This is a genomic window from Schaalia dentiphila ATCC 17982 (assembly GCF_000154225.1).
GTDB lineage: Bacteria > Actinomycetota > Actinomycetes > Actinomycetales > Actinomycetaceae > Pauljensenia > Pauljensenia dentiphila.
In genome coordinates, this window is the sequence record NZ_DS264586.1 from 1,303,340 (window position 1) to 1,320,294 (window position 16,955).

General features: G+C 62.4%; 9 protein-coding genes and 3 rRNA genes. 8 read left to right on the plus strand and 4 right to left on the minus strand.

The features are described from left to right. Positions 1-116: 116 nt before the first annotated feature. The 4 genes from ACTODO_RS05500 to ACTODO_RS05515 all read left to right on the plus strand — a co-directional run bounded on the left by ACTODO_RS05500 (position 117) and on the right by ACTODO_RS05515 (position 5,185). Positions 117-1,436 (plus strand): PHP domain-containing protein, encoded by a 1,320-nt coding sequence (locus ACTODO_RS05500; RefSeq protein ID WP_003792309.1) that lies wholly within the window; start codon positions 117-119, stop codon positions 1,434-1,436. Positions 1,437-1,463: 27 nt separating this feature from the next. Then, positions 1,464-2,486, plus strand: coding sequence for an SDR family NAD(P)-dependent oxidoreductase (locus ACTODO_RS05505; RefSeq protein WP_003792310.1), 1,023 nt, complete (start codon positions 1,464-1,466; stop codon positions 2,484-2,486). Between the two features lie 99 nt (positions 2,487-2,585). Continuing rightward, positions 2,586-4,187, plus strand: coding sequence for an alcohol dehydrogenase catalytic domain-containing protein (locus ACTODO_RS05510; protein WP_003792311.1), 1,602 nt, complete (start codon positions 2,586-2,588; stop codon positions 4,185-4,187). 185 nt (positions 4,188-4,372) lie between these two features. Then, positions 4,373-5,185: a hypothetical protein gene (locus ACTODO_RS05515; protein ID WP_003792312.1), complete on the plus strand. Its 813-nt coding sequence runs from the start codon at positions 4,373-4,375 to the stop codon at positions 5,183-5,185. Positions 5,186-5,279: 94 nt separating this feature from the next. Here ACTODO_RS05515 and ACTODO_RS05520 read toward each other — a convergent pair whose 3' ends face one another. The 3 genes from ACTODO_RS05520 to ACTODO_RS05530 form a co-directional block, all read right to left on the minus strand. Further along, positions 5,280-6,140, minus strand: coding sequence for an IS3 family transposase (locus ACTODO_RS05520; protein ID WP_003790148.1), 861 nt, complete (start codon positions 6,138-6,140; stop codon positions 5,280-5,282). Further along, entirely contained in the window at positions 6,140-6,652 is a 513-nt protein-coding gene (locus ACTODO_RS05525) for a helix-turn-helix domain-containing protein (protein WP_034511730.1), read from the minus strand. The genes ACTODO_RS05520 and ACTODO_RS05525 overlap by 1 nt, the downstream gene beginning before the upstream one ends. Before the next feature lie 101 nt (positions 6,653-6,753). Further along, positions 6,754-8,235 (minus strand): alanine/glycine:cation symporter family protein, encoded by a 1,482-nt coding sequence (locus ACTODO_RS05530; RefSeq protein WP_034512164.1) that lies wholly within the window; start codon positions 8,233-8,235, stop codon positions 6,754-6,756. A 590-nt stretch (positions 8,236-8,825) separates the two neighbouring features. Between ACTODO_RS05530 and ACTODO_RS05535 the strand changes: the two genes are divergently transcribed. The 3 genes from ACTODO_RS05535 (at position 8,826) to rrf (ending at position 14,058) form a co-directional block, all read left to right on the plus strand. After that, positions 8,826-10,366, plus strand: a 16S ribosomal RNA gene (locus ACTODO_RS05535). A 324-nt stretch (positions 10,367-10,690) separates the two neighbouring features. Further along, positions 10,691-13,815: ribosomal RNA gene (locus tag ACTODO_RS05540) — 23S ribosomal RNA — on the plus strand. Positions 13,816-13,940: 125 nt separating this feature from the next. Next, a 5S ribosomal RNA gene (gene rrf, locus ACTODO_RS05545) occupies positions 13,941-14,058 on the plus strand. The 16S, 23S and 5S rRNA genes sit together here, the layout of an rRNA operon. A 138-nt stretch (positions 14,059-14,196) precedes the next feature. Here rrf and ACTODO_RS05550 read toward each other — a convergent pair. Next, on the minus strand, positions 14,197-15,393 hold the full coding sequence (locus tag ACTODO_RS05550; RefSeq protein ID WP_003792315.1) for a hypothetical protein: 1,197 nt from the start codon (positions 15,391-15,393) through the stop codon (positions 14,197-14,199). On the opposite strand from ACTODO_RS05550, the gene ACTODO_RS10320 reads away from it, so the two are divergent. Next, entirely contained in the window at positions 15,334-16,947 is a 1,614-nt protein-coding gene (locus tag ACTODO_RS10320; RefSeq protein WP_003792316.1) for an HAD-IIA family hydrolase, read from the plus strand. The genes ACTODO_RS05550 and ACTODO_RS10320 overlap by 60 nt on opposite strands. Positions 16,948-16,955: the final 8 nt, after the last annotated feature.

Below are 16,955 nucleotides of genomic sequence, written 5' to 3' on the forward strand. Positions count from 1 at the left end.
CTTGGCTCGCATTCCCTGACGCGAGCCCGCGAGGCCGGGGCTACACTCCTCCTCACCGTGCCCCGGCCTCGCCCACATACTTGTTTCAATACCGTTTTTCTCCACCCAACGAAGAGATGGCAGAACCCATGGACATCACCAACGACCCGGCAGCAACCCCGGCCCAGCGCATCGAGGCGCTGCGCGCCGGCGTGGCCGACGAGCACTTCCCCAGCTGGGTGCCCGAATCGAATAACCACATTCACACGTGCTTCTCGTTCAGCCCCTACACGCCCACGCACGCCGCCCTGCTGGCGCGCCGCAACGGCCTGCGCGTCGTCGGATCGGTCGACCACGACTCGATCGGCGCCGCCGCTGAGATGAGCGAGGCGACCCGCATCCTGGGCATGGGTTCCGTCACCGGCTTTGAGATCCGCGCCCGCTTCGGCGAAGGCACGCCGCTCGCGCAGCGCAAGCTCAACAACCCCGATTCCGAGGGCGTCGCCTACATGACGGTCCAGGGCGTGCCCGCCCCGGCCCGCGAGAAGGTCGCCGAGTGGCTCGCCCCCAAGCGCGCCGCCCGCCTCGAGCGCACTCTCGCCATGGCCGAGAGCGCCAACAAGATCCTCACCGACCTGGGCCTGGAGCCCTTCGACCCGCGCTCCGACATGGTCGGCATCTCCCAGTACGCCAATGGCGGTGGGATCACCGAGCGTCACCTGCTGGCCGCCATGGCCTCGGCCCTCATCCGTGGTTTCGGCCGTGGTCCCGCCCTGGTCCAGGGCCTGGACTCGATGGGCGTCGAGATCCCCGAGTCCCTCGCTCGCGTGCTCTCCGACGCCGACAACCCGCACCTCATGTACGACCTGCTGGGCGTCCTGAAGGCCAACTACCTGGATCGCATTTACATCCAGCCCTCCGACGAGCTGCCGAGCGCGGCCGAGGTCGTCGAGTTCGCCGACTCTGTCGGCGCGATCGCCACCTACGCCTACCTGGGCGACGTGTCTGCCTCGCCGACGGGCGACAAGAAGGCCGAGAAGTTCGAGGACGACTTCCTCGACGAGCTCTTCGAGTACATGGAGTCTATCGGCCTGCGCGCCGTCACCTACATGCCCCCGCGCAACACCCCCGAGCAGCTTGAGCGCATCCACGCGCTCGCGGCCGCCCACGGCATGCTCGAGATCTCGGGTGTGGACATCAACCAGCCCCGCCAGCGCTTCACCTGCGAGGAGCTGCGTCGCCCCGAGTTCGCGGACCTCAACGAGGCCACGTGGGCGCTCGTCGCGCACGAGGCCCTGTCCTGCGTGGACCCCTCCCTGCACCTGCTGGGCCGCACGGGTCGCCTGACCCCCGAGGCGCTCGCCGAGCGCATCAGCCAGTACGCACCCCTGGGTCGCGCGATTGCCGACGGCGAGGACGCCGCCGCGGTCGCCGCCCGAGCCACATCGATTAACTGACGATCACCGTCAAGAAAGAGAGACATCATGAGTAACGCCCCCGAGGTACGCGGGCTCTTCCTCAAGGCCCTCGGCCGCCCGGTCATCGTGGCCCCCAGCTCGGCCGAGCCGACCGTCACCTTCGACGGCCCGCTCACCGAGGTGTGCCCCTGCTCCCTGAAGGAGACGGAGCTTCCCGTTGTCGTGCGCGCCGGCGAGGAGACCTTCGAGGTCCGCGCCACCGCCACGGGTGAGCGCGCCATCAACGGCCGCGTCGCTCTCGTGACGGGCGGCGCCCAGGGATTCGGCGCGGAGATCGCGCGCGGCCTGGTGGACGCCGGCTGCTTCGTGTACGTCGCCGACCTGAACGGCGAGGGCGCCGCAGCAAAGGCGGCCGAGCTCGGCGGCGAAGGCGTCGCCCACCCGATCACGGTCAACGTCGCCGACGAAGAGTCCGTCGCCGCGATGGCCACCGAGATCGAGCGCGTCACCGGCGGCCTCGACCTGGTCGTCTCTAACGCGGGTATCGTGCGCGCAGGCTCCGTCCTCGAGCAGGACGCTTCCGCGTTCCGCCTGTCCACGGACATCAACTACGTGGCCTTCTTCCTGGTCACCAAGCACCTGGGCCAGCTCTTGGCCCGCCAGCACTCGACCGCCCCCGAGTGGCTGACCGACATCATCCAGATCAACTCCAAGTCCGGCCTCGTCGGCTCGAACAAGAACGCGGCCTACGCGGGTTCGAAGTTCGGCGGCATCGGCCTGGTCCAGTCCTTCGCCCTCGAGATGGTTGCTCACGGCGTGAAGGTCAACGCGATCTGCCCCGGCAACTTCTACGACGGCCCGCTCTGGTCCGACCCGGACCGTGGCCTCTTCGTCCAGTACCTGAACTCCGGCAAGGTCCCCGGCGCCAAGACGGTCGCCGACGTCAAGGAGTTCTACGAGGCGAAGGTCCCCATGCGCCGCGGCGCCCAGGGAATCGACGTTCTGCGCGCGATCTTCTACATCGTTGAGCAGGAATACGAGACCGGCCAGGCCGTGCCCGTCACGGGCGGCCAGGTGATGCTCTCCTGACTTCTCACGAGGCCGGGGACGCATGCGGGTTTCTCGCCAGCTCCCCGGCCTCGTCCTTTCTTCCCACGTCCAGTTGTTTTTCCAGTGAAAGAGTCAGTCATGACCCAGATTCCCTCCACCCAGTACGCGATTCAGATCGTCGGCAAGGAAGAGTTCGTCGTTAACCCGGCGAAGCCCGTTGACCCCGTTGGCCCGACGCAGATCATGCTCGAGGTCGAAGCCTGCGGCATTTGCTTCTCTGATACGAAGCTGCTCCACCAGTTCGATGGCCACCCGCGCAAGTCGGATGTGGTGGCGGGCATCGACCTGGACGCCCTCAAGGACATCCCGTCCTACCACCCGAACCAGGAGGCCGTGACGCCCGGCCACGAGCCCGTCGTGCGCGTCGTGCAGGTCGGCGAGAAGGTCACGCACTTCAAGGTCGGCGATCGCCTGCTGGTCCAGGCTGACTGGAAGCACCTGCGTACCGCGAAGTCGAACGGCGCCTTCGGCTACAACTTCGACGGTGCCCTCGAGGAGTTCGTTGTCGTCGACGAGCGCTGCGTCGTGTCCCCGGACGGGGAAGAGTTCCTCATCCACGTGTCGGAGGGCCCGTCGGCCGCAGCCGTCGGCCTCATCGAGCCCTGGGCGACCGTCGAGGGTTCCTACGCGTGGGCCGAGCGAAACCACGTCGCCGACGGCGGCCGCCTGCTGGTGGTCGGTGAGGGCGACATCGACGCTCTGACCGCCGAGCACAAGCCCGCCGAGGTCGTGCGCGTTGCCGCCGACGCCATCGAGAGTGTCGAGGGCGAGTTCGACGACATCGTGTTCTTCGGTGCGGACGCCGACGCCATCGAGAAGGCCGCGCTCCTGATCGGCACCCGCGGCACCATGTGTGTCGTCCTCGGCGGCGAGAAGATCTCGCGCAAGGTGTCCCTGGACATCGGCCGCGTCCACTACGACTTCACCCGCTTCTGCGGCACGACCGGCTCGGACCCGCGCGAGGGCTACGCCTGGATCCCCGCCAACGGCGATCTTCGCGAGAACGACCGTTGCGTCTTCGTCGGCGCCGCCGGCCCGATGGGCGTCATGCACACGATGCGCGCCGTCACCTCGGGTGTTCCCGGCGTCAGCGTCGTGGGCACCGACCTGTCGGACGAGCGTCTGGCCAACCTGACGAAGGTTGTCGGCCCGACCGCCGAGAAGAACGGCGTGCCGCTGGACATCGTCAACACCTCCTCGACGCCGCTGGTGTACGGCTACACCTACGCGACGTGCCTCGTGCCGGTCCCGGCGCTGGTCTCCCAGGCCGTCGACCTGCTGGCCGAGGGTGGCATCCTGAACGCGTTCGCCGGTATCCCGGCCGGCACGTTCGGCGACTTTGACCTGCAGGGCATCATCGAGCGCCGCATCTTCATGCTGGGCACCTCCGGCTCGGACGTCTCCGACATGCGCACGGTCCTGCGCAAGATCGAGGCTGGCATCATCGACACCACGATCTCCCTGTGGGCGATCACCGGCATGGCGGGCTTTGGCGACGCCATTAACTCGGTGATGGACCGCACCTCGGGCGGCAAGATCATGGTCTTCCCGATGATGCACGACCTGGGCCTGACCCCCGTTTCTGAGCTGGCCGAGAAGCTGCCGACGGTCGCTGCGAAGCTCGACGCCGACGGCCTGTGGACCAAGGAGGCCGAGGAGGCGCTGCTCGCCACCCGCTGAGCGCTCCGCCTCGACCTTTGCCCCGGCCTCGTCTGTCACTCAGACGAGGCCGGGGCTTCCTGCGCCTGCGAAGCGTGCGGGGCTGCTCTTATTCCCGGCCGAAGGAGTATGCTAGGAAGAGGCGAGTCGCGGGAGGGGACATGCGTTGTTGGCGATCGCTGGTGGATCACGGTTCTCGTGCGCCGGTGACAAGAGACGAAGGCTACGTGGCGTTGCAGGCGTGGCTGGTCGGCCAGCTGGACCCGCGCACGCCCCACGCGGCGGACGTCTTTGCGCAGGACAGGGAGTGCCTCTACGATGCATTCCTGTCCGTGCTCATTGGCACGGGGCTGGGATTCATCGACTACGACGACATCCGCTTCCACCACGGCCTCTACGCCTTCGACTTTTTCGTGGGCGACGTCCACGCGCCACCCCGGCGTGGGGGAGCGGACGGGCCGGGGGAGTCCCGCGCGGCAGGGCAGCTCTCCCCGGCGGTCGCCACCCCGGCGATGTGCCACGCGATTGTCGACACGTGGCTCGGTGACGTGGGCAGGCACATCCACTTCGTGGCATCTGTGATTGCCTCCGTGGCCACCCTCGAGCTCGTCGCCGATGTGAGCGTCGACGAGTGCGTCTTCGAGTGTGACCTGCCGCCGGATTACGCGCGCTCCACCGCGAACATGCCGTTCGAGGACGGGAGCCTGCCGATCGGCTCGCTGGACGCCTGCCTGCTCGCCGAAGGGCCGCTCATTCACCTCGAGGCGCGCCCGCGCTACAAGGGACAGGCCCTGTCCCCCTCGGGCTTTACCGAGGCCTTGGCATCGGCCGTGCAGATGGGGCTCTCCGTGGAGTCGTCCTCTGCGTTCGCCTTCGGGGCCGCCGCCACTCTGCGCGCCCCGCACGGGGGCCCTGAGATACTCGGGTGGGCCGCCGACGCGGTGGCTCGTGCCCTGTCCGCGTGCGGGCACACCGGGGGAGTGCAGATCCGAACGCGCTTCGATCACGCGCCGGCGTAGGATCCGATCGCCGCGCCGTCGCGCATAACGAAGCCCCGGCCTCGTCCGTTCAATGAACTGCGCCCCGAAACTTGGACGCTTTAAATGGTAGCCGTTATGCGGCTTCCTGTAGGGCCTGATCCCGGTATTCTGCCGGGGTCAGGCCCTTGAGCTTTACTTGGCGTCTTGTTGTGTTCCAGTGTGTGATGTAGGCGTCGAGGTCGGCTTTGAAGCTCTCGAAGGTCTGCCAGTCCTGGCCGCGAAAGAACTCGTCCTTGAGGTGCCCGAAAACCTGCTCGGTGGCGCCATTGTCGATGCAGTTGCCTGTGCGTGACATGCTCTGGATGAAACCGTTATCGGCGAGCGCACTGATGTAGGTCTCGTGCTGGTACTGCCATCCCATGTCCGAGTGCAAGATCGGCTCAGCTCCTGCGGGCTTGGCATCTATGAGCATCTGGAGCATCTCTTGTTGTTGGGCGAGGTTGGGGCGCATCGAGATGGAGTGGGCCACGATCTCTTTGCTGGCAAAGTCGTAGACCGGAGCGAGGTAGGCCTTACCGAAGGAGAGCTTGAACTCGGTGACATCGGTACCCATTTTCTGCCAGGGCCCATCGGCCTTAAAGTCGCGGCCGATGATGTTGTCGAAGCTGTGTCCCACGTCCCCCTTGTAGGAGTTGTACCTGTGGTAGGCCCTCTCGCGGCGTATGGCGCAGCGCAGCCCCATTTCGCCCATCATCTTCAAGACCGTCTTATCGGCGATGCGCTCCCCTTCCTCAGCGCGCAGGCACATGGCTACCTGCCTGTGACCGCACCCGTTGGGGGTTCGCGAAAAGATCTGGGCGACCTTGGGCCGCAGATACGCCCTGGTTGGCTGCTGGGGGTGAGCCAGCGCGTAGTAGTAGCTCGACCTGGCAAGACCGGCGGCCTCAAGGAGATCACCTACCGCGTGTCCGCGCCCTGAAAGCTCGGCAACCACTAGGGCTTTGTCCCGGTTTGGGAGCGCCTCTGCGCCTTCAGGGCAATCGATTTTTTTAGGTACGCCACCTGCGCCTCGAGCTTGCGCACGCGCACTTCGAGTTCCTCCTCACGCGTTGGTGGCACCGCCCGCACCGACCCCTTCGGCCTGCCCTTGGGCTTGGGCTTAAGCGCCTGCGCGCCGCCCTCGCGGTACAGCCTGCACCAATTCTTCAGCGGTGTCGCGCTCGCAATACCGAAACGCACCATCGCCTCAGGCTTACTCATCCCACCATCAACCACGGCCCTCGCTGCGGCGACCTTGGTCTCATAGTCGTATCTGGCCCGCTTTACTCCCATGGCAAGAAGCCCGCCCCTCCCGATCACGCGGTACATCTTCTGCCACTCTCTCACAGTCTCGGCACACACACCAAGCCTCCTGGCGGTCAAACCATAGCCAAACCCCCTCTCAAACATCTCCACCGCCTGCTCCCGAAGCAAACGATCATGCCTCAACCCCAGATCCACAGACACGAAAAGCCTCCCATTCCCTGGACTTCAATTTCGATGTCCAAGAAACGGGAGGCAGTTCACAATCAGACGAGGCCGGGGCCGGTTGCTAGGGAAGAGGACCCTTACGCGTTGGTCTTCTCGGCGGCGTCCTGGGCGGAGGCCGGAGCCTTATCCTGCCAGTAGTCCAACTCTGCGGGGTTCAGGCCGATCGAGGAGGCCGTGAACTTCGGGTCGCGGCCGGCCTTACGCTGGGCGACGTAGTCGTTCGCGCAGCGGATGGCCTGGTTGCCGAGGATAACGATGACGGGCAGGTTGATGAGCGCCATGAGGCCCATCAGGATGTCGCCCAGGTTCCACGCGACCTCAAACTTCAGGAGCGCGCCGCAGAAAACGAGGCCAGCGGCCACGAGACGGAAGGCCGTGAGCATCCAGTGCTTGATCTCGATCTTGCGCAGCAGGAAGCGGAAGTTGACCTCGGCGTAGTAGAAGTTGCCGACCAGCGTCGTGAACGCGAAGAGGAACAGTGCGACCGAGATGAAGACCTGGGCGACCGGCTGGCCGAGCACCGTGGCCATCGCGTCCTTCACGAGGGGAGCGCCCGTCACGCCGCCATCATCGCCGACGCCCGAGGAGAGAACCACGAACGCGGTGAAGGTACAGATGATCATCGTGTCGATGAAGACGGAGAGCATCTGGACGAGGCCCTGCTTGGCGGGGTGGGACACGGAGGCGGAGGCCGCGGCGTTCGGCGCCGAACCAACGCCGGCCTCGTTCGAGTACAGGCCGCGCTTGATGCCGTACATCATGGCCGAACCGGCGAAGCCGCCGAAGATAGCCTGGAAGTCGAAAGCACCCTTGAAGATCGCGGAGAACATCGCGGGAATGTTGTGGAAGTTGAGGGCGATGACGACCGCGCCGACACCCAGGTAGATGATGGCCATGACGGGAACGAGGAAGCCCGTGACCTCGGTCAGGCGGCGCGTGCCGCCCAGGATCGAACCTGCCATCAGAATCGCGAGGATGGCACCGATGATCCAGGGAGTCCACTCGTTTGCCCAGCTGTACTGGGTGAAGGCGTCGGCGACGTTGAAGGATGCCAGCAGGTTGAAGCCACCCATGTAGGTAAGGATCAGAACGATGGCGAAGAGGTAGGCGAGCCAGTTCTGCTTAAGAGCCGTCTGGATGTAGTAGGCGGGACCACCGTAGGAGTGGTGAGGGCCGCGCTTCTTGTAGATCTGCGCGAGCGTCGACTCAATGAAGGCGGAAGCGCCACCGAGCGTGGCGATGACCCACATCCAGAACACGGAACCGGCACCGCCGAGCGTCACGGCCGTCGCCACACCGGCGATGTTACCGACGCCCACGCGCGAGGCCGTGGAGACCATCAGTGCGCGGAAGGAGGAGACACCGCCTTCTTTCTTCGGAGGCTCCATCACGACGCGAAGCGCATCCACAAACAGGCGCAGCGGAAGAGCGCGCGTGCGGATAAAGAAGTACAGGCCGACGCCGATCAAGAGGGCGACGAGCACGTACGTATACATAAAGCCTGAGATCGTATCCAGGGTGCCGGCGAGATCGAAGGCCGGGCGCAGGGTGCCGTTCATGGTGTTTCCTAGCATTGTCGGATGCGGTAGAACCGCGCTGATGGCGGCAAGTATAGCCCTAGGGTCAATGGATAGTAAAAACTTTGCTAAGAACTGTGATGGTTTCTGTCATAAGTCCAGCTTGCGAGTGCCTGGAGCCTGCACTATTGCGGATCGGGAGCCTCTGCAGAGAGCGCTGGAGCACACTTTCGTTCAAATCATGTGGTCTGGGACATGAAATTGCGCGATTCTGGGCTGGATTCACCCTCGTCCTCTGGTCATTTTGGCTAGATTCTGCGGAAAAGTGGATGAAGGGGTGTTCGGTACGTACGATTTGACGATGTTGAGCAACCTGCGTATTGTTTTCCTTGTTGCGCCGAACGGCAGCGAACGAAGCGAGAAGCTCGGGTCGCGGAAACATGGCGCGAAACACCTTTCGAAAGCATGCGAGAAATTCGTGTGTGCTCGATCGTGTGGGTGTTGTTTGTGAACTCGATAGTGTGTTTGTTTGTTTTTTATGCCTGTTTTTTGTTTTTGAGTGTTTTTGGTTGGGATTGCTGGCTGGCCTTGTTTGGTTGGTTGGTTTTTCTGGGCTTTAACGTTTTTGTTTTTGTTCGGAGAGTTTGATCCTGGCTCAGGACGAACGCTGGCGGCGTGCTTAACACATGCAAGTCGAACGCTGAAGCCCAGCTTGCTGGGTGGATGAGTGGCGAACGGGTGAGTAACACGTGAGTAACCTGCCCCCTTCTTTGGGATAACGCCCGGAAACGGGTGCTAATACTGGATATTCACTGATCTTCGCATGGGGGTTGGTGGAAAGGTTTTTTCTGGTGGGGGATGGGCTCGCGGCCTATCAGCTTGTTGGTGGGGTGATGGCCTACCAAGGCTTTGACGGGTAGCCGGCCTGAGAGGGTGACCGGTCACATTGGGACTGAGATACGGCCCAGACTCCTACGGGAGGCAGCAGTGGGGAATATTGCACAATGGGCGAAAGCCTGATGCAGCGACGCCGCGTGAGGGATGGAGGCCTTCGGGTTGTAAACCTCTTTCGCTCATGGTCAAGCCGCAACTCAAGGTTGTGGTGAGGGTAGTGGGTAAAGAAGCGCCGGCTAACTACGTGCCAGCAGCCGCGGTAATACGTAGGGCGCGAGCGTTGTCCGGAATTATTGGGCGTAAAGGGCTTGTAGGCGGTTGGTCGCGTCTGCCGTGAAATCCTCTGGCTTAACTGGGGGCGTGCGGTGGGTACGGGCTGACTTGAGTGCGGTAGGGGAGACTGGAACTCCTGGTGTAGCGGTGGAATGCGCAGATATCAGGAAGAACACCGGTGGCGAAGGCGGGTCTCTGGGCCGTTACTGACGCTGAGGAGCGAAAGCGTGGGGAGCGAACAGGATTAGATACCCTGGTAGTCCACGCTGTAAACGTTGGGCACTAGGTGTGGGGGCCACCCGTGGTTTCTGCGCCGTAGCTAACGCTTTAAGTGCCCCGCCTGGGGAGTACGGCCGCAAGGCTAAAACTCAAAGGAATTGACGGGGGCCCGCACAAGCGGCGGAGCATGCGGATTAATTCGATGCAACGCGAAGAACCTTACCAAGGCTTGACATGCACGGCGGCACTGCAGAGATGTGGTGGCATTTAGTTGGTCGTGTGCAGGTGGTGCATGGTTGTCGTCAGCTCGTGTCGTGAGATGTTGGGTTAAGTCCCGCAACGAGCGCAACCCTTGCCCTATGTTGCCAGCACGTGATGGTGGGGACTCGTGGGGGACTGCCGGGGTTAACTCGGAGGAAGGTGGGGATGACGTCAAATCATCATGCCCCTTATGTCTTGGGCTTCACGCATGCTACAATGGCTGGTACAGAGGGTTGCGATACTGTGAGGTGGAGCGAATCCCTTAAAGCCAGTCTCAGTTCGGATTGGGGTCTGCAACTCGACCCCATGAAGGTGGAGTCGCTAGTAATCGCAGATCAGCAACGCTGCGGTGAATACGTTCTCGGGCCTTGTACACACCGCCCGTCACGTCACGAAAGTTGGTAACACCCGAAGCCCATGGCCTAACCGCTTTGTGCGGGGGGAGTGGTCGAAGGTGGGATTGGCGATTGGGACGAAGTCGTAACAAGGTAGCCGTACCGGAAGGTGCGGCTGGATCACCTCCTTTCTAGGGAGCCCATATTTATGGGGAACAAGCGTGCATGGTGACCCGTTGTGGTTGGTGTGTTGGCTTGTTTTCTTGTGCCTGCATGTGTACGCCACCCGATGTGGGTGGTGGGTGTGGGTGCGTTACTGGGTTGGGCATAAGAAGTTATACGAGCGAGCACACTGTCGGGTTCACGTTCAACACCGTGTTGGCGTCCGCCACGTGTTGTGGTGGTTGCCCGCGCAGCCGGCCTGATGGTTTGTTGGGTGTGGGTGTGTGTGGTGGGTTGTTTGTGATTTGTATAGTGGTTGCGAGCATATTTGTTCTGTACTGTTTTTTGTGTTTTGTTTAGTTTTATTGGGCATTCGGTGGATGCCTTGGCATCAAGAGCTGATGAAGGACGTTGCGGCCTGCGATATGCCTCGGGGAGCTGGCGAGCGAGCGTTATTATCCGAGGGTGTCCGAATGGGGGAACCTAACCTGGGTTGTGCTGGGTTACCATCATCTGAACGTGTATAGGGTGGTGGGGGGAACGCGGGGAAGTGAAACATCTCAGTACCCGCAGGAAAAGATATTCCGTGAGTAGTGGCGAGCGAAAGCGGAGGAGGCTAAACCAGATGCGTGTCAAAGGCGGCGGCCGTTGCGTGTTTGGTGTTGTGGGGCCATATTGGATCTTTCTGCCGGGGGATCGCATCACTTGTTGTTGGGAGTTGAACAGTCTGGGAAGTCTGACCGTAGAGCGTGATAGTCGTGTAAACGGACCGGTGGCGTGTGGTGTGGGTGTGGTACCCGAGTAGCGCGGGACTCGTGAAATCTCGTGTGAATCTGCCAAGACCACTTGGTAAGCCTAAATACTACTTGATGACCGATAGTGCATAGTACCGTGAGGGAATGGTGAAAAGTACCCCGGGAGGGGAGTGAAATAGTACCTGAAACCGTGTGCCTGTAAGCCGTCAGAGCCTTGAGGGGTGATGGCGTGCCTTTTGAAGAATGAGCCTGCGAGTTAGTGATACGTGGCGTGCTTAACCCGTGTGGGGTATGCGTAGCGAAAGCGAGTCTGAAAGATGGCGTGTGTCGCGTGTTCTAGACCCGAAGCGGGGTGATCTACCCATGGTCAGGTTGAAGCAGAGGTAAGACTGTGTGGAGGACCGAACCCACCAGGGTTGAAAACCTGGGGGATGAACTGTGGGTAGGGGTGAAAGGCCAATCAAACTCCGTGATAGCTGGTTCTCCCCGAAATGCATTTAGGTGCAGCGTCGCGTGGTCCCTGGTGGAGGTAGAGCTACTGGATGGCCGATGGGCCCTATGGGTTACTGACGTCAGCCAAACTCCGAATGCCATTAGGTGTAGCGCGGCAGTGAGACTGCGGGGGATAAGCTTCGTAGTCGAGAGGGAAACAGCCCAGATCATCAGCTAAGGCCCCTAAGCGTACGCTAAGTGGGAAAGGATGTGGAGTCGCGGTGACAACCAGGAGGTTGGCTTAGAAGCAGCCATCCTTGAAAGAGTGCGTAATAGCTCACTGGTCAAGTGGTTCTGCGCCGACAATGTAGCGGGGCTCAAGCGTACCGCCGAAGCTGTGGCAACAACACGCAGAGCTGGCACCAGGAACTGGATGTCGGTGTGTTGTTGGGTAGGGGAGCGTCCTGCACGAGGTGAAGCCTGGAGGGAACTTCTGGTGGATTGTGTGGGAGTGAGAATGCAGGCATGAGTAACGAATCTGCGGTGAGAATCCGCAGCGCCGATTGACTAAGGGTTCCAGGGCTAGGTTTATCCGCCCTGGGTTAGTCGGGTCCTAAGGCGAGGCCGACAGGCGTAGTCGATGGACAACCAGTTGATATTCTGGTACCGCGTTATGACCGCCCATGCTGAAGTCATTGTGCTAACCAATTTGCTCACGCCGCCTCCACGCTTTCGGGCGTGTTGGTGTGTGTGGGTCTTGGGGCCCCGGTGATGGTAGGCAAGCGTGTTAACAGGGGTGACGCAGACAGGTAGCTGCAGTGCGCCGATGGTTGTGCGTATTTAAGGTTGTGGCCCGCCTCCCAGGCAAATCCGGGGGGCACTAGGGTGAGAACTGATGAGGGACACACGCGTGTGTGGACTTGTGGTGATCCTAAGCTGCCGAGAAAAGCCTCGACGTGAGGGCATGACGCGCCCGTACCCTAAACCGACTCAGGTGGTCAGGTAGAGTATACCGAGGCGTTCGAGTGAATCGTGGTTAAGGAACTCGGCAAAATTCCTCCGTAACTTCGGGATAAGGAGGACCCCGTGACTTCGGCCCATCATGCGTGGGTGTGGGGTTGTGGGGTCGCAGAGAATAGGGAGAAGCGACTGTTTATCAAAAACACAGGTGCGTGCGAAGCCGTAAGGCGATGTATACGCACTGACGCCTGCCCGGTGCTGGAAGGTTAAGAGGAACCGTCAACACCCCCTTTTGGGGTGTGAAGCGGTGAATTTAAGCCCCAGTAAACGGCGGTGGTAACTATAACCATCCTAAGGTAGCGAAATTCCTTGTCGGGTAAGTTCCGACCTGCACGAATGGCGTAACGACTTCTCCGCTGTCTCAACCGCGAACTCGGTGAAATTGCAGTACGAGTAAAGATGCTCGTTTCGCGCAGAAGGACGGAAAGACCCCGGGACCTTTACTATAGCTTGGTATTGGTGTTCGCTTGGACTTGTGTAGGATAGGTGGGAGACTGTGAAGCTGCCGCGCCAGCGGTGGTGGAGTCGTCGTTGAAATACCATTCTGGTTCAAGCGGACACCTCAACCTTGGCCCGTGATCCGGGTTGGGGACAGTGCCTGGTGGGTAGTTTAACTGGGGCGGTTGCCTCCTAAAATGTAACGGAGGCGCTCAAAGGTTCCCTCAGCCTGGTTGGTAATCAGGTGGCGAGTGCAAGTGTACAAGGGAGCTTGACTGTGAGACCGACGGGTCGAGCAGGTGCGAAAGCAGGAACTAGTGATCCGGCCATGGCACGTGGGTGCGTGGTCGCTCAACGGATAAAAGGTACCCCGGGGATAACAGGCTGATCTTGCCCAAGAGTCCATATCGACGGCATGGTTTGGCACCTCGATGTCGGCTCGTCGCATCCTGGGGCTGGAGTTGGTCCCAAGGGTTGGGCTGTTCGCCCATTAAAGCGGTACGCGAGCTGGGTTCAGAACGTCGTGAGACAGTTCGGTCCCTATCCTCTGTGCGCGCAGGAAATTTGAGAAGGGCCGTCCCTAGTACGAGAGGACCGGGATGGACGAACCTCTGGTGTGCCAGTTGTACCGCCAGGTGCATGGCTGGTTAGCTACGTTCGGAAGGGATAACCGCTGAAAGCATCTAAGCGGGAAGCCTGCTTCAAGATGAGATTTCCACGCCCCCCCGTGGGGTGAGAGGCCCCCGCCAGACTAGCGGGTCGATAGGCCAGAGGTGGAAGCACAGCAATGTGCTCGCGAGCCGACTGGTACTAATGGGCCAACACTAAACAACAACCCAACACACCGTTGGGGTGAACAAGAAACACCAGCACAACAGCCGCAACCACTATACAAACCACGATCAACCCACACCCCCGCCACAACAACACTACGGGGGAGCGTGTTGAACACCAATCTTGTGGTGGTCATAGCACCGGGGAAACGCCCAGCACCCATTCCGAACCTGGAAGCTAAGCCCGGCAGCGCCAATGGTACTGCAACCGACAGGTTGTGGGAGAGTAGGACACCGCCACAACACACCGAATCGAGAGGGACGGACCGCGATAGCGTGCCGTCCCTCTCGTTTTTGCGGCCCCATGCCGCTGATACGCCGCCCGTCGTCTACTATTGGGTGGTTGAACGCGCACGATGCGCACCATGAACAAGAGCGCGCCTATCGGCGCAGGAATAGAGGATAGACACCATGGCAGAAGAGACTCGAGGACGCGGCGAATTCGGCCGTGGTGGATACCAGAAGCGCCAGCCGCAGTGGCGCGATCGCGATGGCGAACGCTCCGCCCGCGGTGAGCGAGGCGGTTTCCAGCGGCGTGATGATCGCCGTGGTGGCTTCCGCGACGACCGTCGTGATGGCGAGCGCGGCGTTTTCCAGCGTCGTGACAACGACCGCCGCGATTTTGGTTCGCGTGATGATCGTCGTGGGGACCGCGGTGGCTACCAGCGTCGCGACGACCGCCGCGGCAATTTCGAGGACCGTGGGGACCGTGGTGGGTTCCGTCGCGACGATCGTCGTGACGGTGATCGTGGTTTCCAGCGGCGTGATGATCGCCGTGGTGGCTTCCGCGACGACCGTCGTGATGGCGAGCGCGGCGGTTTCCAGCGTCGTGACAACGACCGCCGTGGCTTTGGTTCGCGTGATGATCGTCGTGGGGACCGCGGTGGCTACCAGCGTCGCGACGACCGCCGCGGCAATTTCGAGGACCGTGGGGACCGTGGTGGGTTCCGTCGCGACGATCGTCGTGACGGTGATCGTGGTTTCCAGCGGCGTGATGATCGCCGTGGTGGCTTCCGCGACGACCGTCGTGATGGCGAGCGCGGCGGTTTCCAGCGTCGTGACAACGACCGCCGTGATTTTGGTTCGCGTGATGATCGTCGTGGGGACCGCGGTGGCTACCAGCGTCGCGACGACCGCCGCGGCGGCTTCCAGGATCGCGGACGCGGGGGTGCACCTCGTAACGACGGCGGTTACAAGAACTACTCCTCGACGGATGAGTACGTCTCGCCCAACGGTAATGAGCCGACGATTCCGGCCGGCGTCAGCGCTGAGGAGCTCGACCGCGATGCTCTGCGCGCTCTGACCACCCTTTCTGGTCCCAATCGTGACATCGTTGCCCGCCACCTGGTGATGGCCGGCCAGCTGATCGATCTTGATCCCGAGGCTGCCTACCAGCATGCGCAGGCCGCTGTTGCACGTGCAGGCCGAGTCGACGTTGTACGCGAGGCTGCTGCGCTTACCGCCTATGCTTCGGGACGCTACGAGGAAGCTCTGCGAGAGGTTCGTGCCGTGCGTCGCATGCGGGGCGATTCGTCGCTGCGTGCCGTGGAAGCCGACGCTGAGCGTGGGCTCGGCCATCCGGAGAAGGCCGTCGAAATCATCGACGCCACCGATCCCTCGACCCTCGACCTTGCCGAGCAGGTGGAGCTCGTGCTCGTCTCCTCCGGCGCGCGTGCGGATCTCGGCCAGGCTGAGGTTGGCCTCGTGATCGTTGACGATGCACTTGCAGTGCTGCCGGCTGAAGCTGACGACGAACTGCGCCGCCGCCTGATGGAGGTCAAGGCGCAGCGACTGCTCGACCTTGGTCGCGACGACGAAGCCGCAGAGGTCATCGCGTCGATGCCCGCCGAGGTCGAGGATACGGAGATTGTCGATATCGCCCTGTACGCTGATGCCGACGTGGATGGCAAGCGTTCTCCGCTGCGTGGCTCGGGCGCGGCTCTGGCTGAAGAATACGACTGCGCACTGCTCGACCTTGACGGTACTGCGTGGTCCGGTGACGAGAAGATCGAGCACGCGGCCGCGTCGGTGATCGAGGCGCGCGAGGCCGGCATGGCTTCCGCCTTCGTCACCAACAATGCGATGCGTACCCCCCAGCAGGTGACCGACAAGCTTAACTCCATGGACTTCCAGGCGACGCCTGACATGGTCATGACCTCCGCGATGGACATCGCAGCGATCATGGCTGAAGAGCTCGAGGAGGGCTCGAAGGTATTCGTCATCGGCGGCGCCGGTCTGCGTCTCGCTCTCGAGGAGCGTGGCTTTGTCCTGGTGGACAGCGCCGATGAGGAGCCTGTGGCCGTTGTTCAGGGCCTTGACAAGAAGGTCGACTGGGCGCTGCTGTCCGAAGGCGCTTTCGCCATCGAGCGCGGGGCGGCCTTCTACGCCTCGAACCTTGATGCAACCTTGCCTATCGAGCGCGGCCAGGCACTGGGCAACGGTTCGCTCGTCCGCGCTATCCAGCACGCGACGCGCAAGCGTCCGATCGCTGGTGGCAAGCCTGAGCCGGGTATCTACCGCCGTGCCGGCGAGCTTGTGGGCGCGCAGAACCCGCTCGCTGTCGGTGACCGCCTCGAGACCGACATCATGGGCGCTGTCGCCGCCGGTGTGCCTGCCCTGCATGTCCTGACGGGCGTGCACCAGGCGCGCGACGTCATCCGCGCCCCGCGCGGACAGCGCCCCACCTACCTCGCGATCGACATGCGTGGTCTGCTTGAGGCACACCCGGCACCCAAGCACCACCGCGACGGCACGTGGACCTGCGGTGTCTCCCAGGTTGCCAAGGCCACGCGCTCCGGCGTGCTCACGCTCGACGACGTCGAGCTGACCGAGCCTGTCACGATGAGCATCGACTCCTATCGTGCACTCGCCGCTGCGGCGTGGGAGTATGCGGATGGCGCCGGCACGCCGGCCAGCTGCCCCGAGATCACGGTCGTCGACAACGAGGATCCCGCTGGCATCGTCTCCCAGCCCGAGCCTGTTGCCGCCGCGGACGAGGACGACTTCTACGACGTGGCTGCGGATGCCGACAAGCTGCCCGAACCGGGGGCTTCGACCCCCGTGTTCCTGCCCGGTGAAGAAGAGCTCGAGGAGCTCCTGGAACGCACGGCAGATCTGGACGAGCAGGCCTGATGGCATTA

Coding starts and splice junctions, on each gene's coding strand:
- ACTODO_RS05500 (WP_003792309.1), top strand. CDS start 117: ATGGCAGAACCCATGGACATCACCAACGACCCGGCAGCAACCCCGGCC.
- ACTODO_RS05505 (WP_003792310.1), top strand. CDS start 1,464: ATGAGTAACGCCCCCGAGGTACGCGGGCTCTTCCTCAAGGCCCTCGGC.
- ACTODO_RS05510 (WP_003792311.1), top strand. CDS start 2,586: ATGACCCAGATTCCCTCCACCCAGTACGCGATTCAGATCGTCGGCAAG.
- ACTODO_RS05530 (WP_034512164.1), bottom strand. CDS start 8,235: ATGAACGGCACCCTGCGCCCGGCCTTCGATCTCGCCGGCACCCTGGAT.
- ACTODO_RS10320 (WP_003792316.1), top strand. CDS start 15,334: ATGCGGGGCGATTCGTCGCTGCGTGCCGTGGAAGCCGACGCTGAGCGT.
- ACTODO_RS05550 (WP_003792315.1), bottom strand. CDS start 15,393: ATGGCCGAGCCCACGCTCAGCGTCGGCTTCCACGGCACGCAGCGACGA.